At 67.0% G+C, this 25,766-nt stretch carries 18 protein-coding genes; 7 read left to right on the top strand and 11 right to left on the bottom strand.

Annotation, left to right across the window (positions count from 1 at the left end):
* Positions 1-72: 72 nt before the first annotated feature.
* The 11 genes from V5F63_RS00825 to V5F63_RS00775 all read right to left on the bottom strand — a co-directional run bounded on the left by V5F63_RS00825 (position 73) and on the right by V5F63_RS00775 (position 16,514).
* Positions 73-3,612: a bacteriophage N4 adsorption protein A gene (locus tag V5F63_RS00825; protein ID WP_394101289.1), complete on the bottom strand. Its 3,540-nt coding sequence runs from the start codon at positions 3,610-3,612 to the stop codon at positions 73-75.
* Positions 3,613-3,797: 185 nt separating this feature from the next.
* The gene (locus tag V5F63_RS00820) at positions 3,798-4,811 is read right to left on the bottom strand and encodes an alginate O-acetyltransferase AlgX-related protein (protein WP_245327291.1); all 1,014 of its coding nucleotides are present in this window, start codon (positions 4,809-4,811) and stop codon (positions 3,798-3,800) included.
* On the bottom strand, positions 4,808-5,890 hold the full coding sequence (locus V5F63_RS00815; protein WP_394101288.1) for an alginate O-acetyltransferase AlgX-related protein: 1,083 nt from the start codon (positions 5,888-5,890) through the stop codon (positions 4,808-4,810). Before V5F63_RS00815 ends, V5F63_RS00820 begins: the two co-directional genes overlap by 4 nt.
* A gap of 9 nt (positions 5,891-5,899) precedes the next feature.
* Positions 5,900-7,285 (bottom strand): MBOAT family O-acyltransferase, encoded by a 1,386-nt coding sequence (locus V5F63_RS00810; RefSeq protein ID WP_394028384.1) that lies wholly within the window; start codon positions 7,283-7,285, stop codon positions 5,900-5,902.
* A 9-nt stretch (positions 7,286-7,294) separates the two neighbouring features.
* Positions 7,295-8,011: an alginate O-acetyltransferase AlgF gene (locus tag V5F63_RS00805; RefSeq protein ID WP_394101287.1), complete on the bottom strand. Its 717-nt coding sequence runs from the start codon at positions 8,009-8,011 to the stop codon at positions 7,295-7,297.
* A 170-nt stretch (positions 8,012-8,181) separates the two neighbouring features.
* The gene (locus V5F63_RS00800) at positions 8,182-9,087 is read right to left on the bottom strand and encodes a hydroxymethylglutaryl-CoA lyase (RefSeq protein WP_394101286.1); all 906 of its coding nucleotides are present in this window, start codon (positions 9,085-9,087) and stop codon (positions 8,182-8,184) included.
* Positions 9,087-11,087 carry an acetyl/propionyl/methylcrotonyl-CoA carboxylase subunit alpha gene (locus V5F63_RS00795; RefSeq protein ID WP_394101285.1) on the bottom strand — a complete coding sequence of 667 codons (2,001 nt, stop codon included), beginning with the start codon at positions 11,085-11,087 and terminating at the stop codon, positions 9,087-9,089. Before V5F63_RS00795 ends, V5F63_RS00800 begins: the two co-directional genes overlap by 1 nt.
* Positions 11,084-11,872 (bottom strand): enoyl-CoA hydratase-related protein, encoded by a 789-nt coding sequence (locus V5F63_RS00790; RefSeq protein ID WP_394101284.1) that lies wholly within the window; start codon positions 11,870-11,872, stop codon positions 11,084-11,086. The genes V5F63_RS00795 and V5F63_RS00790 overlap by 4 nt, the downstream gene beginning before the upstream one ends.
* A 193-nt stretch (positions 11,873-12,065) precedes the next feature.
* Positions 12,066-13,673 carry a carboxyl transferase domain-containing protein gene (locus V5F63_RS00785; RefSeq protein WP_394101283.1) on the bottom strand — a complete coding sequence of 536 codons (1,608 nt, stop codon included), beginning with the start codon at positions 13,671-13,673 and terminating at the stop codon, positions 12,066-12,068.
* A 308-nt stretch (positions 13,674-13,981) separates the two neighbouring features.
* Positions 13,982-14,674 carry a TetR/AcrR family transcriptional regulator gene (locus V5F63_RS00780; RefSeq protein WP_209487156.1) on the bottom strand — a complete coding sequence of 231 codons (693 nt, stop codon included), beginning with the start codon at positions 14,672-14,674 and terminating at the stop codon, positions 13,982-13,984.
* A 226-nt stretch (positions 14,675-14,900) separates the two neighbouring features.
* Positions 14,901-16,514: an AMP-binding protein gene (locus V5F63_RS00775; protein ID WP_281066388.1), complete on the bottom strand. Its 1,614-nt coding sequence runs from the start codon at positions 16,512-16,514 to the stop codon at positions 14,901-14,903.
* 186 nt (positions 16,515-16,700) lie between these two features.
* Here V5F63_RS00775 and V5F63_RS00770 point away from each other — a divergent pair, with 186 nt between their 5' ends.
* The 7 genes from V5F63_RS00770 to V5F63_RS00740 all read left to right on the top strand — a co-directional run bounded on the left by V5F63_RS00770 (position 16,701) and on the right by V5F63_RS00740 (position 25,524).
* On the top strand, positions 16,701-17,549 hold the full coding sequence (locus V5F63_RS00770) for an ABC transporter ATP-binding protein (protein WP_209487152.1): 849 nt from the start codon (positions 16,701-16,703) through the stop codon (positions 17,547-17,549).
* A gap of 22 nt (positions 17,550-17,571) precedes the next feature.
* On the top strand, positions 17,572-19,521 hold the full coding sequence (locus V5F63_RS00765) for a long-chain fatty acid--CoA ligase (RefSeq protein ID WP_209487151.1): 1,950 nt from the start codon (positions 17,572-17,574) through the stop codon (positions 19,519-19,521).
* Between the two features lie 181 nt (positions 19,522-19,702).
* Positions 19,703-20,596: a branched-chain amino acid ABC transporter permease gene (locus V5F63_RS00760; RefSeq protein WP_209487149.1), complete on the top strand. Its 894-nt coding sequence runs from the start codon at positions 19,703-19,705 to the stop codon at positions 20,594-20,596.
* Positions 20,597-20,600: 4 nt separating this feature from the next.
* Positions 20,601-21,671 (top strand): branched-chain amino acid ABC transporter permease, encoded by a 1,071-nt coding sequence (locus V5F63_RS00755; RefSeq protein ID WP_209487147.1) that lies wholly within the window; start codon positions 20,601-20,603, stop codon positions 21,669-21,671.
* Positions 21,672-21,749: 78 nt separating this feature from the next.
* Positions 21,750-23,030 (top strand): ABC transporter substrate-binding protein, encoded by a 1,281-nt coding sequence (locus V5F63_RS00750; protein ID WP_209487145.1) that lies wholly within the window; start codon positions 21,750-21,752, stop codon positions 23,028-23,030.
* 175 nt (positions 23,031-23,205) lie between these two features.
* Positions 23,206-24,042: an ABC transporter ATP-binding protein gene (locus V5F63_RS00745; RefSeq protein WP_209487143.1), complete on the top strand. Its 837-nt coding sequence runs from the start codon at positions 23,206-23,208 to the stop codon at positions 24,040-24,042.
* 237 nt (positions 24,043-24,279) lie between these two features.
* Positions 24,280-25,524: a phenylacetate--CoA ligase family protein gene (locus tag V5F63_RS00740; RefSeq protein WP_394101282.1), complete on the top strand. Its 1,245-nt coding sequence runs from the start codon at positions 24,280-24,282 to the stop codon at positions 25,522-25,524.
* The last annotated feature ends 242 nt before the right edge of the window (positions 25,525-25,766 follow it).

Genomic DNA, 25,766 nt, shown 5'->3' with positions numbered 1-25,766 from the left:
CGCCCCTCGGGAGCTTGCGCCTTGATGTGGCGCAAGCCCTTGTTTCCCAACACCCTTGCTGCGTCTTCCGGCTCAGTAGGAGAGGAAGGCGCCGGCGAAAATGCCCTGGGCGCGATCGTCGCCCGCAAGCTTGAAGCGATACTGGAGCGTGAAGTCGAGATACGAGCGCGGCGCCGTGTATTCGTCCTCATTGAACCAGTAGCGGGCGGTGAGACCCGGGCCGATGCCCATGGCGAACGGCGTCGCATAGCCGGTGTCGTAGCCACCGCCGATGGCGAGATAGGGCCACAACACCAGATGGTCGGAGATCGCGTCCATCCGGAAGGCGTGGCCATAGCGCCCCTCGAAGGTGGCGATCGTCTGCGGCTGGCTCACGAAGTAATTGTAGTCGGCATAGATCTGCCAGGCCCGCCAGTTGTCCACGTCGACCCGAAGATCCGTGCCCTCCGCCTTCGAATAGGCGGTGCGCAGCAGCATGTCGTTGCGCGAGAACTGGCCAACCGGGAAGAGATAGGAAATCTCGAACACCAGGTTCTCGGTCGAGAAGGGCTTCCAGCGCGCACCCACCGAGCCCTGGATGGTGTCGAAGCCCGTGGCCCCGCCGGCGTCGGAATAGAGCGTGCCGAAGCCGCGCACGAACAGTTCGAAGATCGAACCGTCGCGATAGCCGATGCCGGGGGGGCGCCAGTAGATTTCACCGCCCGCGCCCAGCGTGTTGTTGGCGCCGTTGGACGTTTGCGGAACCAGGAACGAACCGGGCGCCACGCCCACCGGGCCGTAGCTCACCGAGGCGTAGGCGCCCCAGGTGCGCGTCAGCTCGGCGACCTCGCGCCTCAGACCGAACAGATATTGCGGATCGAGCTGGAGCTTGCCCTCCCGCGCCTCGTCGATGGCGGACTTGAAGTAATCGACCGCCTCGGCGTTGTGATAGGTGCGGCGCGCATTGTAGGCGGCATTGATCAAATTGGTGCCGCGCAGCCGCCAGCGGCTGTTGGCTTCGGAGAAGTATTCGTAGGCAAGCTCGTCCTCTCCCGCCTGGCTGGCCAGAACCGCGAGGTCCACCGGCTTCATGCCGCGCAGGGCGCCGCTGTTGTAGGCCTGCTGGAACAGCGCGCGCGCCTCGTCCTTGCGGCCGAGCTGCGTGAGCACGCTGACGCGGGCGGTGAGCATCGCCATGCGCTCCTGCGGCGTGCGCGCCCGCGCCGCCGCGCGGGTGAAGGCATTGAGCGCGCCCTCCTTGTCCTCGAGCGCGAGGGAGGCGAAGCCGAGGCGGGCCTGAACTTCGTAGCTGTCCTCGTTGGCGTAGGGCTGGAGGGCCCAGATGGCGACCTCCGGCTGCTTGGCGTTCAGCGCGGCGTCGGCGAGACCAAGGCGCACGATGCGCACCTGGGCCGGCGGCAGGTTGGGCGAGCCGAGCGCCGCCTTGTAGTCGGCGACGGCTCCGGAGAAATCCTTCGCCTGCAGGCGCAGATTGGCCCGCTGCACCAGCAGGGTGGCATCGCGCGGGCTCGCCGCCAGCAGCCGGCTGGCGACCGCCTCGGCCTCGCCGTAGCGGCCGGCGGAGGACAAGGCGTTGAGCAGCAGCGTCTGGTAATTGCGATTGCCGGGGTCGGCATCCACCGCGCGGCGCGCCTCGGTGATGGCGGTCCCGTAGTCCTTCCGGGCGAATGCGGCATAGGCGGCGGTGGCCGCCGCATAGCCCGGCGCGCCCGGATTGAGACCGGCCACGCCCGGCGCCTGCATCTGCGGATTGGCGAACACCGAGCAGATGACGCCATAGCTCGTCGGCTGGCACAGTACGGCCGGCTGCTGAAGCGCGGGCTTGGCGGCGTTCGGCGCCTTGGCCTGGGCCTCCGCCTGCTTGCGCAGGACGCCGACCTCCTTGTTCTTGGCCGCGTCGAGGGGTTCGAGCGCCTTCAGCGCCTCCTCGGGCTTGCCGTCCGCCATAGCCGCGTTCGCCGCGATCAGCCGGTAGTTCAGCTCCTCCAGGTCGGTGAGGAGGTTGCTGTTGAGAACGGTGTCGAATTCCCGCGCCGCTTCCTCGCGCTGGCCGGTCTTCTGCAGCAGCCAGGCGCGCAGGATGTGCGGCAGCGGCTCGTTGGGATTGTCCGCGACCGCGCCGGTGGCGGCCGTCTCGGCGTCCTTGAACTGGTTCGCCGCCATCAGCGCATTGATGAGCACGATGCGGAAGATGAGGGCGTCGGGCGCCCGCTCCACCGCCTGCCGGGCGGAGGTGACGGCGCTCGCGGCCTTGCCGCGGCCGATGTCCTTGATGGCCTGCACGGCCATGGGCTCGGCGAGGCGCTTGTCGTTGGCCGCGCGGAGCGCGATCAGGGCCGGATCGTTGTCGCCTTGGCTGATGGCCTCGCGCAGGACGACATCCAGCTCCTTGTACTTCTTCGAGCGATCGAGCGAATCGATCAGCAGCCGGCGCCACTGGGCATTGCCGGGGTTTTCCTTCAGCGCCTCACGGATGCGGGCCTCGGACAGATTGTCGTTGCCCTCGCGATAGGCACCGAAGGCTTCGAGCGCGGCGTCGTAGCCGGGCGTGTCGCTCACGCCCCCGCCGGGCGGCGTGGTGGCGGGGATGAGGCTACAGGAGGGGCCATAGGGCGTGTCGATGCACTTCTGGAACGGCACCGGCAGGGTCTGGGCCGCATTGGCGGGAACGGTCTTCGGGTTGCGCTCCTGCGCGCGGGCGACCCGCAGCCGCGCCTGGACCGCCGCATCGGGCTCGACCGATTCCAGAAGCTTGAGCGCCCGCTGGGGGTGGTTCGCGGCAATGGCGGCGTCGGCCATCACCACGCGCGCGTCGCGGGCGGTCGGCCCGGAGAGCACCTCATCCTTCAGGGCGGCGTCGAAATCCTGTTCTGCCTCCGCCACCTTGCCGAGGCGCATGCGGACATAGCCGCGCAGGGTGCGCGGCAGGAAAGACTGGGGATCGACCTGGATGGCTTCGCTCGCCGCCTTGTCGGCCGCGTCCAGCTGGCCGTCGGCCAGCAGCGTGTAGATGAGGAGCACGCGATAGCTGAGATCGTCCGGCACCAGCGCGATGGCCTTGCGCGCCTGCTCGATGGCGGCCTTCGGGTTCTGGGCCTCCAGCGCCTTGTTGGCGGCGACGGACGGTTCCTGCGCCAGCACGCGGCTCTGGGAGCGGACACGGGCCGTGAGCGCCTGATCGGTGATGCCGGCGGCGATCGCCTCGTTGCCCACCACCACCGCCTCGGCAGTCTTGCCCTGGGCGTCCAGCGCATCCATCAGCAAGAGCCAGAGCCGCGCCACGTCGGGGCGCAGCTTCAGCGCCTCGCGGGCATAGGTCACGACATCCGCGTATCTTTTCTCCCGCTGCGCGGCATAGGCGCGATCAGCCGCCACCCACGCCGCCCCCGTCAGCTCCGGCGTTCGCGTGGCCTGGGGCGCCGGCTGGGCCTGCGGCGGTTGCTGCGCCTGCGGCGCTGGCTGGGTCTGGGCCCCGGCGGGGGTCGCCGCGAGCGTCAGCGCGGCGGCCGAGGTCGCCAGCACGAGGCTGAGCGCGATGCCGCGCGAAAGCCTCTTCCGATCCCGGTCGAGGGTGGGGGCAAGGCAGGTGCGGAAATGAATCGCGGTGCTCATGGCCTCACCATGGCACCGACTACTTAAACCACAGTTAACCTTAACGAGACCCGATAATATTCGCCCGCGTAAACGAATTTTTTACTTCGCCGCCCCAGACGTTACCCGATCGTAAACAAAAACGGCGCCCGAGAAGATTGCCTCCGGGCGCCGTTAACACTTCTGCAGGGTTTATTAACCGAACCCTATCTGCGGATCGCCGCCAGCATCCGCTCCCGCCAGGTCTGGGGGGGCATGATGGAGGGGACGTCCCATTGGTCGGTCGCCTGCGGGCCGCTGTGGAACGGCCCCTCGTTGAACTGCCAGAGCAGCACCTGCGGCGGGCTCTTCGCGAAGTCCGGAGATCCCACATATTGCAGGAAGGTCGCCCAGGGGCCGACATTCCCCGGATTCCAGGTCAGCGACACCGGCCGGTCGAGGGCGTTGGAGAGCTTCTGCGGAAACCCGAGATAGGGCTGCACGAAGCTGTTGCCGATGATGTGGACCGGCGCTGGCGCGGAATCCACCAGCGAGGCCTTGGCCGGTGCCGGCGTGCGGACGGTGTAGAGGTCCGGTCCAATCTGCTTCTGCTGGTCCGGCGTGAGAAAGCGCTGGGCAAGATCGCCGAGATGGCGCTGCGTGACCCATTCGCCGAGCTTGTCGCCGGGCGGGCTGCCGGCGAGCTTGCCCACCTTCGCCTTGATGGCCTGCGCCACCGCGTCCGCCGCCGCCTCGGATGCCCAGGCGGTCCAATGGTAGTCGGCGCGGTAGAAGCTGGTCTGCTTGCCGGTCTGCACCGATTTCATCGCCGGGCGCAGGTCCACCGTGTCGATGCCAGCCTTCCTCAGCTGGTCGAGGATGAAGTCATACTGGCCGGCGACGTCGGCCGAGAGCGTCGTCCCGTCCGGCAGCTTCTCCCTGTAGAAGGGCGCCTTCATGGGAACCACCATGACCATCAGCGTCACGTTGCGGGCGGCAAGCGCCGCCTTCGTCTCCTGCATCAGCATGACGTTGGCGGTAATGCCCGAGCGGTCGAGGACGGAGATGCTCTCCCAGCCCGGAAACAGCCAGCCGTCCTTGCCGGAAATGATACCGCTGTTCTGCGCCGCCGCTGGGGTGGACAGGCCGGCGATGCCCGCCGCCAGCAGGCCGCCCAGCATGCTCGTCGCCAGGAAGCCGCGGCGGGTGAATGCGCGTCCAGCGCCGGCGACCTTCATCATTTCGCATCTCCCAGAAAGCGGCGCTCGACATCCGTCAGCGGCCGGGTGAGGGCTCGCATGGGGAATTCCCACACCACGAGGCGGGTTTCAGCCAGAATCTGCGGCTCGTCCATCAGAAGTTCGAGAAGCTGGCCGGCAAAGCCGGAGCCGTCGCGGCTCCTCTGCGCGACCTCGGTGCCGGAGGCGGCCTGAAGATATTCGAGGAAGCCGGAATTTCGGGAGAAGGAGGAGCCGGCGAGCACCACCTGCGGTCCCGGCACGTCGTCCAGCAACCCGCCGGTGCGGGCGATGGCGGCTGACACTTCCGGCTCCTCGTCCGGCTGCGGGCCGGACCAGCTGTACGTGCGCTCCAGCCCCGCGAGACGCATGAGGTCGCCCACGCGCGCCTTGGGTGGGCTTTGCGAAAGGGTGATCTTCTGCGTGCCCGGACCGATGCGCCTGCGCACCGCATCCCCTACCCGCCCGGCGGCGAGCTTGGCGCCGGCGACGTTCCAATGGGTGTCCGTGCGCAGGAAGCCGTCCGCGCCGGGAAAGCCGGGCGCGATCTCCACCTGATCGAGCCCGAGCGCACCGCTCTGCGCCCACCACGCCTGCGACCGCCAGCGCGCCTCGCCGGAGACGGGGGCGCCGCACAGATGCTCCGCCGCCAGCAACGCCTTGTCCGGAACGGGGAGCACCACGAGGGCGAGGTTTCGCGCCGCGAACGCATCCCGGATCTTCGCCGCGATCTTCAGCCGGGTTTCGAAATTGGCTCGTGCGCCCCGCGTCTCGATCAGCTCCTCGCGGTAGAACAGCCAGCCGGGGCAGCCGGCGCGCACGAGATCGCCGGCATCCCCCAGCACCTTGTAGGCGAGGCCGGAGACCACATCCTCAAGCCCTGTCAGCTGGGGCAAGGCGGCGGTGATCTGCTTGTCGAGCACGGCGGTGAAGCGGCCATCCAGCACATTCTCGCGGGTCGCCGCTGCCGCGAGCGCGGTGCGCGCCTCCTCACCCCTGAGATGCACGGCGACGAAGCCGAGGCCGGTCAGCATCAGCGCCAGGAAGGCGAGGGTCGCGAGGGCGCGGGCGAGATGCGGCATCGTCCCCCCTCAGAACTGGAAATAGAGGAAGGGCACCACCATCCGGCCCTGCAGCACCAGCACGGCGAACAGGAACAGAGGCAGCGCCGCCCAGGCCCTGAGCCAGTGGCCGGGATTGGGCGCGGACGGATCGATGCGTAGAAGCTTCGGCAGGTAGATCAGGCCGATGCCGAGTACGAGAGTCGCGATTTCCACCGGGCGGATGGCCGCGCCCATGGACGGGCTCAGCGCGACGCCGTTGCTCCCGGTCAGGCCGGAGAAGATCACCCCCGCCTCGGCCCAGCTCTGCGCCCGGAACAATGCCCAGCCGACCATGACGAAGGCGAGCGTGAGGACGTGGCCGAGCCATGCGCCGGTCCCCGGCAGGCCGAGATTCTTCCACACGCGCCCCACCATGAGACCGAAGCCGTGCCACAGGCCCCAGATGAGAAAGGTCCAGCTGGCCCCATGCCACAGGCCCCCGAGCCCCATGGTGATGAGAAGGTTCGCGGACACGCGGCCCGTGGACCCGCGATTGCCGCCGAGCGGGATATAGAGATAGTCCCGCAGCCAGCTCGACAGCGAGATGTGCCAGCGCCGCCAGAACTCCGCCAGCGAGGTGGAGAGATAGGGATTGTCGAAATTCTCCGGGAACTTAAGGCCCACCATGAGGCCGAGGCCGATGGCCATGGCGCTGTAGCCGGAGAAATCGAAATAGAGCTGGAGCGTGTAGCCGGTAACGGCCAGCAGCACGTCCACCGTGGTGGGATGGGCGATGGCATAGCCCGCATCCACCATGGGAGCGAGCGTATCGGCGATCAGCACCTTCTGGGCGAAGCCGAGCATGAAGCGCTCGACGCCGAACATGAACTCGGCCCGGTGGAAGGTGCGCTCCTTCAGGCGCTGCGCCACCCATTCGTAGCGCACCACCGGGCCGGCCACGAGGTGGCCGAACATGGACTGGTAGGTGGCATAGTTCACGAACGAGGGCTCGGCCTTCACCGTCCCGCGGAACACGTCCGTGGAATAGGAGATGGCCCCGAAGACAAAGAACGAAAGCCCGATGGGCAAAAGCACGTCCGGCCAGCCCCAGACCGAGGCGGTGAGCACCTCGGCCGAATGCACCAGCATGTTGGCGTACTTGAACCAGACGAGGGACGCGAGCGGCCAGACGATGCCGATGAACAGCGCCCATCCCCGGGCCCTCCCCTCCGCGCGGGAAATCCAAAGCCCGGTCGCCCACGACCAGATGGCGATGGAGACGATGAGGGGGAGGAAGTCCGCGCGCCACCAGGCATAGAACAGCCAGGAAAAGGCGAGGATGACGACGTTGCGCGCGAGGCCCGGCGTCAGCGCATAGACGATGAGGAAGACCGGCAGGAACAGGAACAGGAAGCTGTCGGAGGCGAAGACCATGGGGCCGGATCAGTTGCCCGGACCGCGATAGGGCTCGGTCTCGTCGCGCTGGCCGGCGAGCTTCGGCCCGTTCGCGCCGGGCAGCAGGAACAGGCTGTAGTGGTCGCCGGCCTTGAGCGGCGGCAGCTTCAGCGGCTGCGACACCGCGGCGCCGCAGGTGGCGGCCAGCACCGCCTCGATGGGGTTGATGGCGCGCTGGCGGGTGTCGTTGGTGGCGACGCCCTCGAACACGACGGGGCCGCCGTCCGCCACCGTCACGCTCGCGGCGCAGCCGGGCACCAGATTGTAGACGCGCAGCTGCGCCTTCAGATCGTTACGGCCCTCGGTGGGATCGGTGATGACCACTGCGGGCCCCGAGGCCGGCACGATGACGGTGGAGAAGGCATCGGCCGCCGGCATGATGCTCCCTTCGGCCGGCCTGCCGGCAAGGCTGACCGAAAGCGGCGCGCCGCCCTTCACGATGCGGTAGATGGTGGCGGTGTCGCCGGCGGGGATGGGCGCGGCCGGCGCCGTCCCGATGCCGATGGGTGCGCCGCTCGCGGAAAGGTCCACCACCCGCACATAGGCCGAGCCGGTGGGCGGCTTCGGCGCATAGAGGCGCGTCAGCTCCTGCGCAGCCGCAGGGGTCGCGGCGATGGGGGCGGCGAGAACGGCGAGCGCGGACATCACCGCGAGGCGCCGCACGGTGCGGCCTGAAACGGTCAAAGCGGCACTCGACGCAGACATGAGCGCGACCCCGGACTGACCGGCAGACCCTGCGCCGGATTTACCTTCGACAGTTAGGGGCTGCATCTGGCCAAGGCAACGGAGCCGCCCCTTCAACTGCCATTAAGGTTACGGGATAAGGGGAACCAACGCCACCGGCCCCGCTTCAGCAGGGCCTAACGCACACGGCCTCACGCACATGTCGCAGCCAGCGCTTGCGCCACCTTGGAAGCCGGCGCTCGGCCGAGCGCCGCGGTGATGGCCCGCCCGGCCGCCGCGAGGCGATCGAGATCAACGCCGGTCTCGATGCCGAGGCCATTCAGCATGTAGACCAGATCCTCGGTGGCGAGATTGCCCGACGCCCCCTTGGCATAGGGACAGCCACCGAGCCCGGCCACCGCCGAATCCACGGACGACACGCCGATGTCGAGACAGGCCAGCACATTGGCCAGCGCCTGCCCGTAGGTGTCGTGGAAATGGATGGCGGTGCGCTCCAGCCCGATGCGGTCGGCGACAGCCCCGGTCACCGCCTGCGCCTTGTCCGGAGTACCGACGCCGATGGTGTCGCTCACCGACACCTCGTAGCAGCCCATGGCGGTGAGGGCTTCCGACACCTCCACCACCTTCGCCACCGGCACCTCGCCCTGATACGGGCAGCCCAGCGCGCAGCTCACATAGCCGCGCACCGCGACGCCGCGGGCGCGGGCGAGATCGATGAGCGGGGTGAAGCGCTCCAGGCTCTCGGCGATGGTGCAGTTGATATTCTTCTGCGTGAACGCCTCCGAGGCCGCGGTAAACACCGCCACCTCCTCGATGCCGCAGGCGAGCGCCAGCTCCAGCCCCTTCAGGTTTGGCGCCAGAACGGTGTAGCGCACGCCGGGCCGGCGATCGATGGAGCCCAGCACCTCGGCGGTGTCGGCCATCTGCGGCACCCACTTGGGCGAGACGAACGAGCCGGCCTCGATCATCCTCAGCCCGGCGTCGGCCAGGGCGTCGATGAGCGCCACCTTGGCGTCGAGGGGCACGATGCCGGGCTCGTTCTGGAGCCCGTCGCGGGGGCCGACCTCGACGATACGGACGGATGCGGGGCGGGCCATCAGGCGTCCTCCAGAACCAGAAGCTCGGCGCCCTCGTCCACGAGGTCGCCGACGGCGAATTTCAGCGCCTTGACCTTGCCGTCGCGGGGCGCGGCGACGGTATGCTCCATCTTCATGGCTTCCACAACGACGAGGGCGGCGCCCTTGGTCACCTCCTGCCCTTCCTCCACCGCGATGCGGATGATGGTGCCGGGCATGGGCGCGACGAGCCGGCCGGCAGTACCGGTGGCGGCCTGCGAGGCGAGGCGCGGGTCGATGAAGTCCACCGCATATTCTCCGCCGCGCACGAACACGGTGAGGCGGTTGCCGGTGCGGATCACTCGCGCCGACAGCGCCACTCCATCGAGCCGCACGCGCAGGCTGCCATCCGCCTCCGCATCGCCCTCCACCGCCACGTCGCCGCCCGGCAAAGCGAGGACAAAGCCGTGGGGGCGGAAATGGGCGCGGATGTCGATGCGGCGTTCCCTGTCCGCAAAGGTCAGGTCCACATGGGCGTCGCGGTTGAGCCGCCAGCCGGGCGCGAGGCCCCAGGGCGACCAGGGATCGGCGGCATCCACCGTCTCGGCGGACTGGCGCGCCTCCTCCTTCAGGATGAAGAGGGCGGCGAGCGCGAGCACGGTGTCGTCCACCGGTGCCGGGCCGGGGAGCAGCACGTCCTGATGGCGGGCGATGAAATTGGTGTCCAGCTCCGCCGCCGCGAAGGCGGGATGGGCGGCGATGGCTTTCAGGAACACCCGGTTGGTGGCGAGCCCGACGACCTCGGTGGCGGCCAGCGCCGCCTCCAGCCGCCGCACTGCCTCGAGGCGGTCAGCGCCGGAGACGATGATCTTGGCGATCATCGGGTCATAATGGATGGAGACCGTATCGCCCGCCCGCACGCCGGTATCCACCCGCGTGTGGTCGAGGTGGGACGGCAGCTGAAGATGGTCCAGCCGGCCGACCTGGGGCAGGAAGTCCCGCTCCGGGTCTTCCGCATAGAGCCGCACCTCGATGGCGTGGCCCTCAAGCGGGATCTCCTCCTGCGTCAGCGGCAGGGTCTCGCCCTGCGCGACGCGGAGCTGCCATTGCACGAGGTCCTGCCCGGTGATGGCCTCCGTCACCGGATGCTCCACCTGGAGGCGGGTGTTCATCTCCATGAAGTAGAAATGCTCGCCCTCGGCGATGAACTCCACCGTGCCGGCGCCGCGATAGCCCACGGCCTTGGCGGCATCCACCGCCGCCTTGCCCATGGCCGCACGACGCTCCGGCGTCATGCCGGGGGCGGGGGCCTCCTCCACCACCTTCTGATGGCGGCGCTGGATGGAGCAGTCGCGCTCGTGGAGATAGACGCAATTGCCGTGGCTGTCGGCGAAGACCTGCACCTCGATGTGACGGGGGGTAGTGAGATATTTCTCCACCAGCACCTTGTCGTCGCCGAACGCGCTCTTCGCCTCGCGCTGGGCGGAGGCGAGGGCCTCGGGAAACTCGTCCGCCGCGCGCACCACCTTCATGCCCTTGCCGCCGCCGCCGGCCGAAGCCTTGATGAGCACCGGGAAGCCGATGCGCTCCGCCTCGCGGGCGAGCAGCGAGGCGTCCTGATCCTCGCCGTGATAGCCGGGCACAAGCGGCACACCGGCCGTCTCCATCAGCGCCTTGGCCGCGCTCTTGGAGCCCATGGCGCGGATGGCCGAGGCCGGTGGGCCGACGAAGACGATGCCGGCCTGTTCGCAGGCATCCGCGAAGGCGGCGTTTTCCGAGAGGAAGCCGTAGCCGGGATGGATCGCATCCGCCCCGCTCTTCTTCGCCGCGTCGAGGATGGCATCGATGCGCAGATAGCTCTCGCGCGCCGGGGCCGGGCCGATGGGGTAGGCCTCGTCCGCCACCGCCACGTGCAGCGCGTTGGCGTCGGCCTCCGAATAGACCGCGACGGTGCGCAGGCCGAGCGCCTTGGCGGTGCGCATCACGCGCACGGCGATCTCGCCGCGATTGGCGACGAGCAAGGTGCGGATGGGACGGATCATGCGGCCCCCCAATTGGGTTTTCTCTTTTCGAGGAAGGCGGTGACACCCTCGCGGCCGTCGGCGCTGGCGCGCTGGTCGGCGATGCGGCGGGCAGTGTCGGAGATGACCGCGTCGTCGAGCGGCCGGTCCACGGCGGCGACGAGGGCCTTGGTGGCGGCGATCGCGGCGGGGCTCGCCGCCTTCAGCGCCTTGAGGTGACGGGCGATGGCGGCGTCCAGTTCTTCCGCCTGTACCACCTCATGCACGAGGCCCAGATCCAGCGCGGTCGCGGCGGAAAAGCGTTCGGCGGTGAGGAAATAGCGCCGTGCCTGTCGTGCCCCCATGGCCCGCACCAGATAGGGGCTGATGACCGCCGGGATCAGGCCGATGCGCACCTCGGTGACGGCGAATTCCGCCTCCGGCACCGCCACCGCGATGTCGCTGGCCGCGATCAACCCGGTGGCTCCGGCGAAAGCAGAGCCATGGATGCGCACGAGAGTCGGCTTGGGCGCGCGGTCGATGGTGCGCATGAGCGCGCCCAGCCGCTCCGCGTCCGCGAGGTTCTCCTCCCGCGAATAGCCGGCCATGCGGCGCATCCAGTTGAGATCGCCGCCGGAGCAGAACACCGGGCCATTGGCGCGCAGCAGGATGGCGACGGCGGCAGGGTCTGCGATGGCCGCCTCGTATGCGTCCGTCAGCGCGGCGATGAGCGCATCGTCGAAGGCGTTGCGCACTTCGGGCCGGTCGAGGGTGAGGACGGCGACGCCATCCTCGGTGGTGCGGGTGAGGCCGGTGCTCGGGCTCATGCCATCCGCCTTTCACGCAGGATATCGCCACGCCCCTCTCCCCTCGCGGGAGAGGGGACGGGGGTGAGGGGGCTGTCGCCACCGGGAACGACTCTGGCCGAGCCATACCCCTCACCCGTCTCGCGGCTGAGCCGCGATCCACCCTCTCCCGCAAGGGGAGAGGGGAGCAGCCCGATAATTGCGACCCGCCCCATCACATGCGGAACACGCCGAAGCGTGTCTCCTGCTCGGGGGCGTTCAGGGCGGCGGACAAGGCGAGCGCCAGCACCATGCGGGTGTCGGCGGGGTCGATGACGCCGTCGTCCCACAGCCGGGCCGAGGAATAATAGGGATGACCCTGCACTTCGTATTGGTGGCGGATGGGGGCCTTGAAGGCTTCCTCCTCCTCCGTCGGCCAGCTGCCGCCGCGCCCCTCGATGCCGTCGCGCTTCACCTGCGCCAGCACCCCCGCCGCCTGCTCGCCACCCATCACCGAGATGCGGGCGTTGGGCCACATCCACAGGAAGCGCGGATCGAAGGCGCGGCCGCACATGCCGTAGTTTCCCGCGCCGAAGGAATTGCCGATCACCACCGTGAACTTCGGCACGCTCGCGCAGGACACGGCCGTGACGAACTTCGCCCCGTCCTTGGCGATGCCGCCGCTCTCATACTTCCGCCCGACCATGAAGCCGGTGATGTTCTGCAGGAAGACAAGGGGAATATTGCGCTGGCAGCACAATTCCACGAAGTGCGCACCTTTGAGCGCGCTCTCGGAGAAGAGGATGCCGTTGTTGGCGATGATGCCCACCGGATAGCCGAAGATGCGGGCGAAGCCCGTCACCAGCGTCGGACCATAGAGCGGCTTGAACTCGTCGAACTCGGAGCCGTCCACGATGCGGGCGATGATCTGCCTCACGTCGAACGGCTGCTTCGGATCGGCCGAGACGATGCCGTAGATCTCATTCGCATCGAAGAGCGGCGGGCGCGGTTCACGGATGTCGAGGGAATGGGCCTTCGTCGTGTTGAGATCGGCCACGATGGAGCGGGCGATGCCCAGGGCATGGGCGTCGTTCTCCGCCATGTGATCGGCGACGCCGGAGGTGCGGGTGTGGACGTCCGCGCCGCCCAGCTCCTCTGCCGTGACGACCTCGCCGGTGGCCGCCTTCACCAAAGGCGGGCCCCCGAGGAAGATGGTGGCCTGATTCTTCACCATGATGGACTGGTCGGCCATGGCCGGGACATAGGCGCCGCCAGCGGTGCACGAGCCCATCACCACCGCGATCTGCGGGATGCCGGCGGCGGACATATTCGCCTGATTGAAGAAGATTCGGCCGAAATGCTCGCGATCGGGAAAGACCTCGTCCTGGTTTGGCAGGTTGGCGCCGCCGGAATCGACGAGATAGATGCACGGCAGGTGGTTTTCCTGCGCCACGCGCTGGGCGCGCAGATGCTTCTTCACCGTCATGGGGAAATAGGTGCCGCCCTTCACCGTCGCGTCATTGGCGACGATGACGCATTCGCGGCCCGAGACGCGGCCGATGCCGGTGATGATACCGGCGGCCGGCACCTCGTCGTCATACATGCCGTAGCCGGCGAGCTGGCTGAATTCCAGGAACGGCGAGCCGGTGTCGAGCAGGGTGCGGATGCGGTCCCGCGGCAGCAGCTTGCCGCGCTTCAGGTGCCGCTCGCGGGCGACGGTCCCGCCGCCTTCCGCCACCTTCTCCACGACGGACCGAAGCTCCGCAACCGAGGCTTCCAGCGCCTCGCGATTGCGGCGGAATGCGTCGGAGCGGCGGTCGACCGCATCCTCGATGATGGCCATGAGCGATCTCGCCCCAAATGTTCGGGCGCGCTGCCGCCGGATCGACAATCCGGCAAGGCCTCACGCCCTCTCGCCTCAAGAGAAGCAGCCTCCGCACGGATCGACGATCCGCAGGAGCCCGGCTCTCGCGAACCGGCAGCGGGGCAGCCTGGGAAAGACGCGCCAAGGCCGGCGCAAACGGGCGCACGGCGGCTCGGGCGTCATCCTCGGCGCCGGTCGTTGCCGGCTTGGAAACGATCGTACGTTTTTTTAATGCCGGTGCAAGGGCTTTCGCGATGTCGTCGGACGGCGCCGGATCAGGCGTTCTATCAGGCCCTTGCGGCCTTGCGCACCGGCTTCCCGCGCGCCGGAAGATCCGCGGGAGCAGCGACGGGGGCGAGAGGCGCCGAAAGAGATTCGGCCAGCGGCGTCCCGCCCGTGACACCGCCGATGACGAGGGCGGTGTAGGCGTCGACGATCTCGTCCTGGCTCAGCCGCCCGCCCGGCAGGTACCACATGCAGATGCCGGTGAGCATGGAGATGATGGCGTAGGTCGCGACCTTGGGCTCGCGCACCTCGAAGACGCCGAGTTCCGCCCCCTGGCGCAGGATGCCCTCCAGCAGCCCCTCATAGCGCCGGCGCAGGCCGACCACGACCGCGCGGTGGGCCTCGTCGAGGCTGCGGATCTCCATGTTGGCAATGAAGACATGGGCGAGCCGCGTCATGTGATAGCGCAGATGGAAGGCGCAGAAAACCTTGAGGCGGGCCAGCGGATCCTCGACTCCAGCGAGATCCGCCTCGGCCTTGCCGAGCAGATCCTCCATATGGTCGCGCACGATATCGAACAGCAGGGACTGCTTGTTGTCGAAATATTTGTAGAGCGAGCCGGACTGCAGGCCAACCTCAGCCGCCAGCTGCCTGAGGCTCATGGCCTCGTAGCCGTGCCGATAGATGAGCTGGACGCCCGCCTGCCGAATGGCTTGTGCGGTACGGGCGCCGTTGGAACCGATGGTGCGCGCCATTGCCTTTGAACGCTCAAGGTCCGGCCTCGGCTCAATCGGCGCAGGAGCTGACGTCGAAACCCGGTCCGGACGGAAACCGCGATGGCGGACCAGCTTCCCGGCCACCAGATGGAACGATATCTTGCGACAAGAGCCGGCGCTTGGCCAGATTGAAAAGAACGTTCGATTTTTTATCCCGCCCGGCGAACGGCCCGGACATTTTTCACCGCCGCCATCATCCCTGCCATCATCCCTGCATGGAGATCGCGTGGGACGCGCGCCCGCTGTAGTGCACGCAGCCGTCCGCATCGATGTGGCCGGTATCTCCGAGGATGAAATAATCGTCGCCGAACCTGAACCGCGCCTTAGTTCCCGGATCGTCCTTCCTGTAGCCGCGGAACCAGAACAAGGGCGACCGTCGGATATCGATCGCCAGCGTGCCCTCGGCCCCCGCGCCGAGCACGGCGCCGTCCGGGTCGAGCACCACGAGGGAAAATCCCGGCGCGATCCGGCCGACCGAGGCATGGCCGAGGGCGCGCGGATTGTGCGGATCATGCCGCATGCCCATGATCATCCCCGTTTCCCGCTGCCCGTACTGGTTCACGAGGGGCACTTCCAGCTTCCGCGTGACCCACGAAACGAGATCGGACGGCAGCGGCTCCCCGCAGACCGAAACCAGCCGGAGCGCGAGCCGGTTCGGCGCCCGGGTGAGGTCCCTGCGCCGCCACGCCTTGATCTGGGACGGGGCCGCCGTGAGGTTGGTCACGCGGAACTTGGACAGGACGCGATAGCCCTGCGACACGTCATAGGGGCCATCGCAGAACAGGATCGAGCAGCCGATCAGCAGCGGCCCGACAAGACCATAGAAAATCCCGTACTCCCACCCCTGGTCCGCCATGTTCCAGTAGACGTCCTCGTCCCGGACATCGAGCCCGACGCGCATGCATTGCTCGAATTCAGCCAGCGCCCTCACCGGTATCATCAGGCCCAATTTTGCTGCTATCGATTTGGGCGAATATGTCATTATGAATGGATCATTCTCACCATACATGGCGACGTCATCGAGCGGCTCTGTTGAATAAATCGATGACCAGAACTGCTTGACGATACCGTCAATGCGGTTGATCTGCTCTCCTTCTATGAGAAAGACCGGAGTGGACGAGTCGATATAATTCCGAGCCCGATCGACGAGTGTGCGGGTTGCAACGATGGCCTTCACCTCCCCCGACTCCAGCCGGGAGTTCACGGCCGACGTGGCATAGGTGGAAAACAGCGGCATATAGACCGCCCCGACACGCCAGATCGCCAGAGCGGCGATGACCAGCTCGACCCCCTTGGGCAGCATGACCGCAACGCAGTCGCCTTTCCTGACCCCCACGGATGCCAGCACGCGCGCAAAGCGCGCGGAATACTCAGCCAGCTTGCCGAAGCTCAGTTCCGATGTCTGGCCCGAAACGGTTTCATGGATCATGGCGGGATGCGCGCGCTTGCCGGGCAGATGCCGGTCGCAGAGCAGATGGGCGAGAGCAATCGCATCCCCGCCGTATTCCGGCCGCTGGTACAGGCTCGGGTCGGGGGCGTGATCGGCTTCGGCCACGCTGCCGGCCGCCCCCCCGCCCGCGCGACTTCCGGCATCCAGCAGGAACTGGCCGAGGCCGTAGTATCGGCTGGCCGGATCGTAGGCGAGCAGGCCCTCGTGGACGAGCGCGGCCGCCAGGCGATGCGCCGTCGCCTTGGACAGTCCGGTGCCCTTCACCAGATCGGCAAGGCGCGCGCCCTGCGTCGGCGCCGCCGCCACGACGCGCAGCACGGACACCGCACGGGAAAGGCTTTGGGCGCCCCTGGGAGAGGCGGCATCCATATCCGAAGAAGAAGACATATCTCAATATGTGAGACGTTTTTGGCGAGATCGCAATATTTTTCTCCATTGCAGAAAGATGCTCTTGAAAGATTCAAACGGTCGTTCGATAATGAATGCAATTAGCGTCTCATAATATGAGATACGGCTCGCAGAAGCCAACCCGCAATGCGGGATAGGGAGGGGATCATGTTGCAACCTGCCGCTTCGGCCGGGGCTGCCACGGGCGCGTCTGCCCTGCTTGATGTCCAGAATATCTCGCTGCGTTTCGGCGGCCTGAAGGCGCTGTCGGACGTCAGCTTCCATGTGCGTCCCAGCGAGCTGTTCTCCATCATCGGCCCCAATGGCGCTGGCAAGACCTCCATGCTGAACTGCATCTCGGGTCGCTACACGCCGAGCGAGGGGCGAGTGGTCTTCGACGGCGCCGACGTGACGAAACTGAAGCCCAACCGCCGGGCAGAGATCGGCATCGGCCGCACCTTCCAGAATCTCGCGCTGTTCAGCCACATGAGCGTTCTGGACAACATCATGGTGGGCCGCCACCACCTCTTGAAGAACAACTTCTTCACCGGCGCGCTCTACTGGATCGGCGGTGCGCAGAAGGAAGAGCTGGAGCATCGTCGCAAGGTGGAGGAAGTTATCGACTTCCTCGACATCCAGCATGTGCGCAAGGCCACCGCCGGCACCCTCTCCTACGGCCTGCGCAAGCGCGTGGAACTTGCCCGCGCGGTGGCGCTGGAGCCCAAGCTCATCCTTCTCGACGAGCCCATGGCGGGCATGAACCTCGAGGAGAAGGAGGACATGGCCCGCTACATCGTCGATCTCAACGAGGAATGGGGCATGACGATCATCATGATCGAGCATGACATGGGCGTGGTGATGGACATTTCCCACAGGGTGATGGTGCTCGACTTCGGTCGCAAGCTGGTGGAAGGCGAGCCCTCCGCCGTGCTGGCCGATCCGCACGTTCGCAAGGCCTACCTCGGCGAGGAGGATCTTGAGATCGAAGAGGCGGCGCCCGCCGCCGTGTCCGCATGATGCGGCAAGGCTGAGGCGCACCATGGCTCCCGTTCCCGCCTATCCGGACGTTACGGTCCACGACACCCTGCCGAAGCTGCTGCGGCTCCACGCGAAGGCGCATGCCGACGAGACGTGGCTGCGCGAGAAGGACCTCGGCATCTGGATTTCCTACACCTGGGGCGAGGTCGCGACCCGCGTGCGCGACATGACCCTGGGCCTCGGCACGCTCGGTGTTGCCCGTGGCGACGTGGTCGGCCTCATCGGCGACAATCGCCCGGAATGGCTGATGGGCGAGATCGCAGCCCACGCGGTGGGCGGCCTCTCCCTCGGCATCTATCGCGACGCGCTCGCCGACGAGGTGGCCTATCTCGTCACCTATGCAGACGTTGCGGTGATCTTCGCCGAGGACGAGGAGCAGGTCGACAAGCTGCTCTCGCTGGAAGAGAAAATTCCCACCGTCCGGCACATCGTCTATTCCGACCCGCGCGGTATCCGGAAATACGACGACCCGCGCCTGATCTCGCTGAAGGAGCTTGAGGCGCGGGGTGCCGAAGTGGCCGCCCGCGATCCCGGCGCCTATGACCGCCTCGTGGACGCCGGCGAGGGCGAGGACGTCGCCATCCTCTGCACCACGTCGGGCACCACCTCCCACCCCAAGCTCGCCATGCTCACGGGCGGCGCGCTGCTGAGGCACTGCCGCGCCTATCTTGAGATGGACCCAAGGCTCGCCACGGACGAATACGTCAGTGTTCTGCAGATGCCGTGGATCATGGAGCAGATCTACGCCTTCGGTCAGGCGCTCATCTCCCGCATGAAGGTAAACTTCGTGGAGGAGCAGGAAACGCTGATGGCCGACATGCGGGAGATCGGCCCCTCCTTCGTGCTTTTCGCCCCCCGCGTGTGGGAGCAGATCGCTGCCGACGTACGCTCGCGCATGATGGATTCCTCCGCTTTGAAGCGGGCCATGTTCGACCTTGGCATGAAGCTCGGCCTCAAGGCGCTGGACGAGGGCCGCCGCTCCCCGCTCGCCGACTTCATCCTGTTCCGCGCGTTGCGCGACCGCCTCGGCTTCTCGCACCTGAAATCCGCCTGCACCGGTGGCGCCGCGCTCGGACCCGACACCTTCCGCTTCTTCCTCGCGCTGGGCGTGCCCATGCGCCAGCTCTACGGCCAGACCGAGCTGCTCGGCGCCTATACGCTGCACACGGAGAAGGACGTCGATTTCGACACAGTGGGCGTGCCGTTCGAGGGCGTCGAAATCCGCATCGACGACCCCGATCCCAACGGCCTCGGCGAGGTGGTCACCCGCCACGGCAACATGTTCACCGGCTATTTCCGCAACGACGAAGAGACCAAGAAGTCCTTCGCCGAAGAGGGCTGGATGCGCACGGGCGATGCCGGCTATTTCAACAAGAAGGGCCATCTCGTCGTCATCGACCGCATTCGTGACATGGCGAAGACCTCGCACAACGACCGCTTCTCGCCGCAATACATCGAGAACAAGCTGAAGTTCTCGCCCTACGTGGCCGAGGCCGTGGTGCTGGGCGACGGGCGCGACAGCCTCGCCGCGCTCATCTGCATCCGCTTCTCCATCGTCTCGAAATGGGCGGAGAAGAACCGCATCGCCTTCACCACCTATACCGATCTTTCCGCCAAGCCCGAAGTCATCGCGCTTCTGAGGAAGGAAGTGGAGGCGGTGAACCGCACGCTGGCGGAAAAGCAGCGCATCGGCCGTTTCCTCCTGCTTTACAAGGAATTGGACGCCGACGACGGCGAGCTGACCCGCACCCGCAAGGTGCGCCGCGGCGTCATCAACGAGCGCTACGGCACGATCATCGACGCCATGTACGAGGGCCAGAAGGTGATCGACGTGGATACCACCATCACCTTCCAGGACGGCACCCGCCAGCGCATCAAGACCAAGATCGACGTCATCGACCTCGGCGCCCCGCCGCCGGTGAAGGACGACGGCAAAAGGAGGGCCGCATGATGGCTCGACGGCACGACAGCCGGCCTGCCCCCTCTCCCCTCGCGGGAGAGGGATGGGGTGAGGGGGTGTTCGCGCTAAGTGCGCCGCCTGCTCTCTTCCCGGCAGCCTCACCCCTCACCCCCGACCCCTCCCCCGCAAGGGGAGAGGGGAGGCGTCCTGCACCCGTCATGGGGAGCCTCTGATGCAATCCCAGCTCCTGCTTCAACTCATCATCAACGGGCTCATCATCGGCACGCTCTATGGCGTGGTCGGCATGTGCTTCGTGCTCATCTACAAGGCCTCGCAGGTGGTGAACTTCGCCCAGGGCGAGTTCCTGCTCATCGGCGCCTGGACCTGCTGGTGGCTGCTCACGGCGTGGAACATCCCTTTCTTCTGGGGCTTCCTCATCGCGGTCTGCTTCATGATGGTGTTCGGCATCGCCGTGCAGATGGTGGTGCTGCGGCCACTCATCGGCGAGCCCATCATCTCCGTCATCATGGTGACGATCGGCCTCTCCATCTTCTTCCAGGCGCTGATGAAGTGGATGTTCGGCACTTTTGCCCAGCCGTTCCCGCCCATCTTCCCGGTGGCGCAGGTGAACATCCTGGGTCTGCAGGTACAGACGGCCTATCTCATGTCCACCGCCGTCAGCCTCGCGATCATGGCCGGCTTCGCCTGGTTCTTTAAGTATTCGCGCCTCGGCCTCGCCATGCGGGCGACCGCCTTTTCCCAGCAGGTGGCGCAGTCGCTCGGCATCTCGGTGCGCCAGGTGTTCGCCCTGTCCTGGGGCATCTCGGCGGCGGTCTCGGCGGTGGCGGGCGTTGTGGTGGGCATCGTCAACGGCGTGTCGTCGGCCCTCTCCTACTTCGGCATCAAGGTGTTCCCGGCGGTGATCCTCGGCGGCCTCGACAGCGTGTTCGGCGCGGTGGTGGGCGGCCTGATCGTCGGGCTTCTTGAAAACCTCGGCCAGTACGTGGACAGCCAGTATCTGAAGTGGGGCAATCTCTACGAGATCATCCCCTTCTACGCCCTGATCATCATCCTGATGATCAAGCCCTACGGGCTGTTCGGCACCCGCGACATCGAGAGGGTCTGAGGCCATGGCGCTCACCACCATGCGGCCGTGCGGCGACTACCGCACCAGCTACCGGGCCGACCAGACCATCTTCCAGACGCGGCTGACGCTGATCTTCGTCATCCTCGCCATCGTGGCCCTGTGCTGCGCGCCGCTGTTCGCCTCGCGCTACGCGCTCTCCCTGATGATCCAGATCGGCTATCTCGGCATCGCCGCTTTGGGGCTGAACATCCTGGTCGGCTTCTCCGGCCAGATCTCCATCGGCCATGCCGTGTTCTTCGGCTTCGGCGGCTTCGCCTCGGCCTTTCTCGCCGACAAGGGCGTGCCGGTGCCGCTCGCCATCGTGCTGGCCGGGCTGTGGACCACGGTGGTGGGCCTCATCTTCGGCCTGCCGGCGGCGCGGGTGAAGGGGCTTTATCTCGCCATCGCGACGCTCGCCGCCCAGTTCATCCTGCAGGACTTCTTCGTGCGTGCCGAGTGGTTCACCGGCGGCACCCACGGCGCCATGGCCGCGCCCTTCACCCTGTTCGGCTTCGACCTGTCCGGCGATGACAAGTATTTCTACGTGGTGCTGTTCTTCGTGGTCATCGGCTACGTGGGCGCGACCAATCTCATGCGCTCGCGCGACGGACGGGCGCTGATCGCGGTGCGCGACCATTATCTCTCCGCCGAGATGATGGGCGTGAACCTCACCAAATACCGCACCATGGCGTTCGGCATCTCGTCCTTCTATGCCGGCATCGGCGGGGCGCTCTACGCGCACTATGTGGGCTTCATGTCGGTGGAGGGGCTCGATATCCTGTTCTCCATCCAGTTTCTCGGCATGATCATCATCGGCGGGCTTGGTTCCATCATGGGCACGCTCATGGGCACCGTGTTCATGGTGCTGCTGCCGGAGGCCACCGGCTGGCTCGCCTCCGCCCTGTCGGGCAGCGTCATCGACCAGGTGCTGCACCTCAAGGACGGCATCACCTACATGCGCGAGATGCTGATCGGCGCCACCATCATCCTGTTCCTGATCTTCGAGCCGGACGGGCTCGCCCACCGCTGGCGCCTTATCAAGGCCTATTGGAAGCTCTACCCCTTCTCCTACTGACGCGTTGCAGTCCCCGACGAAACCCGAGCCGAGGCGGCGCAGACCGTCCGGTGCAAGAGGCAACCCAAGGAGCCACAGATGAAGCGATTGACCCTTTCCCTCGTCTCGGCGCTGGCGCTCGCCGCCGCGACGCCTGCGCTCGCGCAGTCGATCAACATCGGCCATCTCGCCGATTATTCCGGCGGCACCTCCGACGTGGGACAGCCCTACGGACAGGGCATCCAGGACACCATCGCCTGGATCAACGCCAACGGCGGCGTCAACGGCAAGAAGATCAATTCCGACTTCAACGAATATGGCTACCAGGTGCCGCGCGCTCTGGCCGCCTTCAAGAAGTGGGTGGGCTCCGACAAGGTGGTCGCCATCCAGGGCTGGGGCACCGCCGACACCGAGGCCCTCGTGGGCATGGTGACCAAGGAGGAGATTCCCTATTATTCGGGCTCCTACTCGGCGTCCCTCACCGATCCCAAGGGCAAGGTGAACGCCAAGAGCGAGCGCGCCGCTCCGTTCAACTTCTTCTACGGCCCGTCCTATTCGGACGCCGCCCGCGCCATGGTGCAGTGGGCCGCCGACGACTGGAAGAAGAAGGGCAAGACCGGCAAGCCCAAGTGGGTGCACATGGGCGCCAACCATCCCTATCCCAACTCGCCCAAGGAAGCGGCGGCCGAATACGCCAAGGAACTGGGCTTCGAGGTGCTCGATCCCATCACCTTCGCCCTGACCCCGGGTGACTACACGCCCCAGTGCCTGACGCTGAAGCAGTCCGGCGCCAACTACGCCTATCTCGGCAACACCGCCGGCTCCAACATCTCAGTGCTGAAGGCGTGCAAGACCGCGGGCGTGGACGTGCAGTTCCTCGGCAACGTGTGGGGCATGGACGAGAACGCCATGAAGGCGGCGGGCGAGGCGGCCAACGGCGTCGTCTTCCCGGTCCGCACCGCGGTGACCTGGAGCGGCTCGGCGCCCGGCCTCGCCACCGCCAAGGAGATTTCCAAGATGTCGGATGCCTCGGGCGCGGCCTACCGCCCGGTGCACTATCTCGCCGCCATGTGCACCGCGCTCTACATGAAGGAAGCCATGGAGTGGGCGGACAAGAACGGCGGCGTGACCGGCGTGAAGATCCGCGACGGCATGTACCAGAAGAAGGACTGGGTGCCGAAGGGCATGGACGGCGTGTGCAATCCCTCCACCTGGACCACCAGCGACCACCGTCCCACCACCCGCGTGGACCTCTACCGCTCGGTGGTGAGCGGCCCGACCGATGCGTCCGTCTCGGATCTCGTGAAGTCGGGCACCATCAAGCTGGAAAAGGTCGCCACCATCGACCTGCCCCGCAAGACCGAGCTGCAGGGCTGGTGAGGTCACGGAGGCAGGTTCGCCTGCCTCCCGTTTGATCGACGTCATGCCCCGGCTTGTCCGGGGCATCCACTCATCCGCCGCAGCGGTGATCGTCCTTCGGGGACGGCCCTGCCACAGAGGTGGATCCCCCGGACAAGCCGGGGGATGACGGTCTGGCAAGAAACCGGAGACCGCCATGGCCGAGGCCGCACTGAAGTTCGAACCCGCCGCCGAGACCGCGCCGCCGCTGCTGTCGGTGGACAATATCGAGGTGGTGTACAACGACGTCATCCTCGTCCTGCGCGGCCTGTCGCTGAAGGTTCCGAAGGGCCAGATCGTCGCATTGCTGGGCTCCAACGGCGCCGGCAAGTCCACCACGCTGAAGGCGATCTCCGGCCTGCTCAAGACCGAGGACGGCGAGATCACGCGCGGCGACGTCACCTTCATGGGCGAGCGCATCAACGGCATCGAGCCGGACCGGATCGTCCGCCGCGGCATCTTCCAGGTGATGGAGGGGCGCCGCATCATCGCCGACATGACCTGCCTCGAAAACCTCCGCCTCGGCGCCTACACCCGGCGCGACAACGAGGTGAAGAGCGACATCGAGCGCGTCTACGACTATTTCCCCCGCCTCAGGGAGCGCACCGGCCTTGCCGGCTATCTCTCCGGCGGCGAGCAGCAGATGCTGGCCATCGGCCGCGCCATCATGTCCCGCCCGAAGCTCATCCTCATGGACGAGCCCTCCATGGGCCTGTCGCCGCTTCTGGTGAAGGAGGTGTTCTCCATCATCAAGAAGCTCAACCAGGACCTCGGGGTCACCATTCTGCTGGTGGAGCAGAACGCCCGCGTGGCGCTCTCGGTGGCCGACTACGGCTACATCATGGAGCAGGGCAAGATCGTCCTCGATGGCAGCGCCGAAATGCTCGCGACCAACGAGGACGTGAAGGAATTCTACCTCGGCCAGGGCGGCGGCGAGGAGCGCAAGAGCTTCAAGAACCTGAAGAGCTTCAAGCGCCGCAAGAGATGGCTGTAGCGCACGCTAGCGAACACTGGCTGGGAGCTGTCGGGTCAGTGGAACACTGTTGTCTCGCAGCATTCTCGTGCCGCTGTCATCGCCCGGCTCGTCCGGGCGATCCACTCTGCGGCCAGGCTGGCGCTTAGCTTCGAAGAGCGCCGACACCGATGAGTGGATGCCCCGGACGAGCCGGGGCATGACGGCCCATGGAACATCATCTTTGCTCCCCGGCCAGCTTCTGACATGAGCCCGACCATGACCGATCCGAACCGCCACTACGACGCCAGCGAGACCCGCGATCCTCAGGCGCGCGAGCAGGCGCTGTTGCAGGCGCTGTCCGCCCAGGTGGCCCACGCCAAGGCGAAGGCGTCCTATTTCGCCGCGCTGTTCAAGGACGTGGACCCGGCCGCCATCACCTCGCGGGCCGCGCTGGCGCAACTGCCGGTCACCCGCAAGTCGGACCTTCTGGAGATCCAGCCGAAGAGCTACCCCTTCGGCGGGCTCAACGCGACGCCGCCGGGCAAGCTCGCGCGCATCTTCATGTCGCCCGGCCCCATCTATGACGTGGAGGGCCACGGCCCCGATTTCTGGCGCTTCGCGCGCGGGCTGTTCGCCGCCGGCTTCCGCGCCGGGGACATCGTGCACAATTCCTTCTCCTATCACCTGACCCCCGCGGGTTCGATGGTCGAGAGCGGCGCCCACGCGCTGGGCTGCGCCGTGGTCCCGGCCGGCGTCGGCCAGACCGACCTGCAATTGCGCGCCATCGCCGACATCCGTCCGCAGGGCTATGGCGGCACGCCCTCCTTTCTCAAGATTCTCGTGGACAAGGCGCGCGAGACCGGCACCGACATCTCCTCCCTCACCAAGGCATTGGTGTCGGGCGAGGCGTTCCTGCCGGCCCACCGGGCCGAGCTGAAGGCCGCCGGCATCATCGCCCGCCAGTGCTACGGCACGGCCGATCTCGGCCTCGTCGCCTATGAGAGCGAGGCCGAGGATGGGATGATCGTGGACGAGGGTTGCCTTGTCGAAATTCTCCGCCCCGGCACCGGCGATCCGGTGGAGACGGAGGGCGAGGTCGGCGAGGTGGTCGTCACCCTGTTCGAGCCGGACTATCCCCTCGTGCGCTTCGCCACCGGCGACCTCTCCGCCGTGATGCCGGGCACCAGCCCCTGCGGGCGCACCAACATCCGCCTCAAGGGCTGGATGGGCCGCGCCGACCAAACCACGAAGATCCGCGGCATGTTCGTGCATCCCGTGCAGGTGCAGGCGGCGGTGCGGAAGCATCCGGCCGTCGCGAAGGCCCGCCTCGTGGTGGATCGCGCGGGCGACCAGGACGACATGGCGCTGGAGATCGAGGTGGCCGACGCCGCCGCACTCTCGCAGGACGCCCTGCTGGAGGACATCCGCTCCGCCACCAAGCTGCGCGGCCGGCTCGTGATGCTCTCGCCCGGCACGCTGCCCCCCGACGCCAAGACCATCGAGGACCGCCGCCCGGTGTGAAGCTCAGAGCGAAACGCACTCACCCCGACTCCCGTCATGGCCCGGCTTGTCCGGGCCATCCACCCGTCCGCCCCACCGGTTCACGGCCTCCGGGCACTCGCCTCGCGTTGCGGTGGAGCCCCCGGACGAGCCGGTGGATGACAGCCTGACAAGACCTTGAGACGGCGCAAGCCCACCACATATTTGGGAAGATTGCCCCCTCTGCCTTCTTAAATTCCTCTCAGAAAAGCCGTTTCTTTTCA

It is taken from the genome of Xanthobacter wiegelii (assembly GCF_043193855.2).
Classification (GTDB): domain Bacteria; phylum Pseudomonadota; class Alphaproteobacteria; order Rhizobiales; family Xanthobacteraceae; genus Xanthobacter; species Xanthobacter flavus_A.
This window is presented reverse-complemented; position numbering and strand designations above follow the sequence as displayed.

Excerpts from the sequence above, each read along its gene's own strand:
- V5F63_RS00825 (WP_394101289.1), bottom strand. The coding sequence starts at position 3,612 with ATGAGCACCGCGATTCATTTCCGCACCTGCCTTGCCCCCACCCTCGAC.
- V5F63_RS00805 (WP_394101287.1), bottom strand. The coding sequence starts at position 8,011 with ATGTCTGCGTCGAGTGCCGCTTTGACCGTTTCAGGCCGCACCGTGCGG.
- V5F63_RS00820 (WP_245327291.1), bottom strand. The coding sequence starts at position 4,811 with ATGATGAAGGTCGCCGGCGCTGGACGCGCATTCACCCGCCGCGGCTTC.
- V5F63_RS00785 (WP_394101283.1), bottom strand. The coding sequence starts at position 13,673 with ATGGCCATCATCGAGGATGCGGTCGACCGCCGCTCCGACGCATTCCGC.
- V5F63_RS00810 (WP_394028384.1), bottom strand. The coding sequence starts at position 7,285 with ATGGTCTTCGCCTCCGACAGCTTCCTGTTCCTGTTCCTGCCGGTCTTC.
- V5F63_RS00795 (WP_394101285.1), bottom strand. The coding sequence starts at position 11,087 with ATGATCCGTCCCATCCGCACCTTGCTCGTCGCCAATCGCGGCGAGATC.
- V5F63_RS00760 (WP_209487149.1), top strand. The coding sequence starts at position 19,703 with ATGCAATCCCAGCTCCTGCTTCAACTCATCATCAACGGGCTCATCATC.
- V5F63_RS00745 (WP_209487143.1), top strand. The coding sequence starts at position 23,206 with ATGGCCGAGGCCGCACTGAAGTTCGAACCCGCCGCCGAGACCGCGCCG.
- V5F63_RS00740 (WP_394101282.1), top strand. The coding sequence starts at position 24,280 with ATGACCGATCCGAACCGCCACTACGACGCCAGCGAGACCCGCGATCCT.
- V5F63_RS00750 (WP_209487145.1), top strand. The coding sequence starts at position 21,750 with ATGAAGCGATTGACCCTTTCCCTCGTCTCGGCGCTGGCGCTCGCCGCC.
- V5F63_RS00780 (WP_209487156.1), bottom strand. The coding sequence starts at position 14,674 with ATGGCGCGCACCATCGGTTCCAACGGCGCCCGTACCGCACAAGCCATT.
- V5F63_RS00815 (WP_394101288.1), bottom strand. The coding sequence starts at position 5,890 with ATGCCGCATCTCGCCCGCGCCCTCGCGACCCTCGCCTTCCTGGCGCTG.
- V5F63_RS00765 (WP_209487151.1), top strand. The coding sequence starts at position 17,572 with ATGGCTCCCGTTCCCGCCTATCCGGACGTTACGGTCCACGACACCCTG.
- V5F63_RS00755 (WP_209487147.1), top strand. The coding sequence starts at position 20,601 with ATGGCGCTCACCACCATGCGGCCGTGCGGCGACTACCGCACCAGCTAC.
- V5F63_RS00790 (WP_394101284.1), bottom strand. The coding sequence starts at position 11,872 with ATGAGCCCGAGCACCGGCCTCACCCGCACCACCGAGGATGGCGTCGCC.
- V5F63_RS00775 (WP_281066388.1), bottom strand. The coding sequence starts at position 16,514 with ATGGATGCCGCCTCTCCCAGGGGCGCCCAAAGCCTTTCCCGTGCGGTG.
- V5F63_RS00800 (WP_394101286.1), bottom strand. The coding sequence starts at position 9,087 with ATGGCCCGCCCCGCATCCGTCCGTATCGTCGAGGTCGGCCCCCGCGAC.
- V5F63_RS00770 (WP_209487152.1), top strand. The coding sequence starts at position 16,701 with ATGTTGCAACCTGCCGCTTCGGCCGGGGCTGCCACGGGCGCGTCTGCC.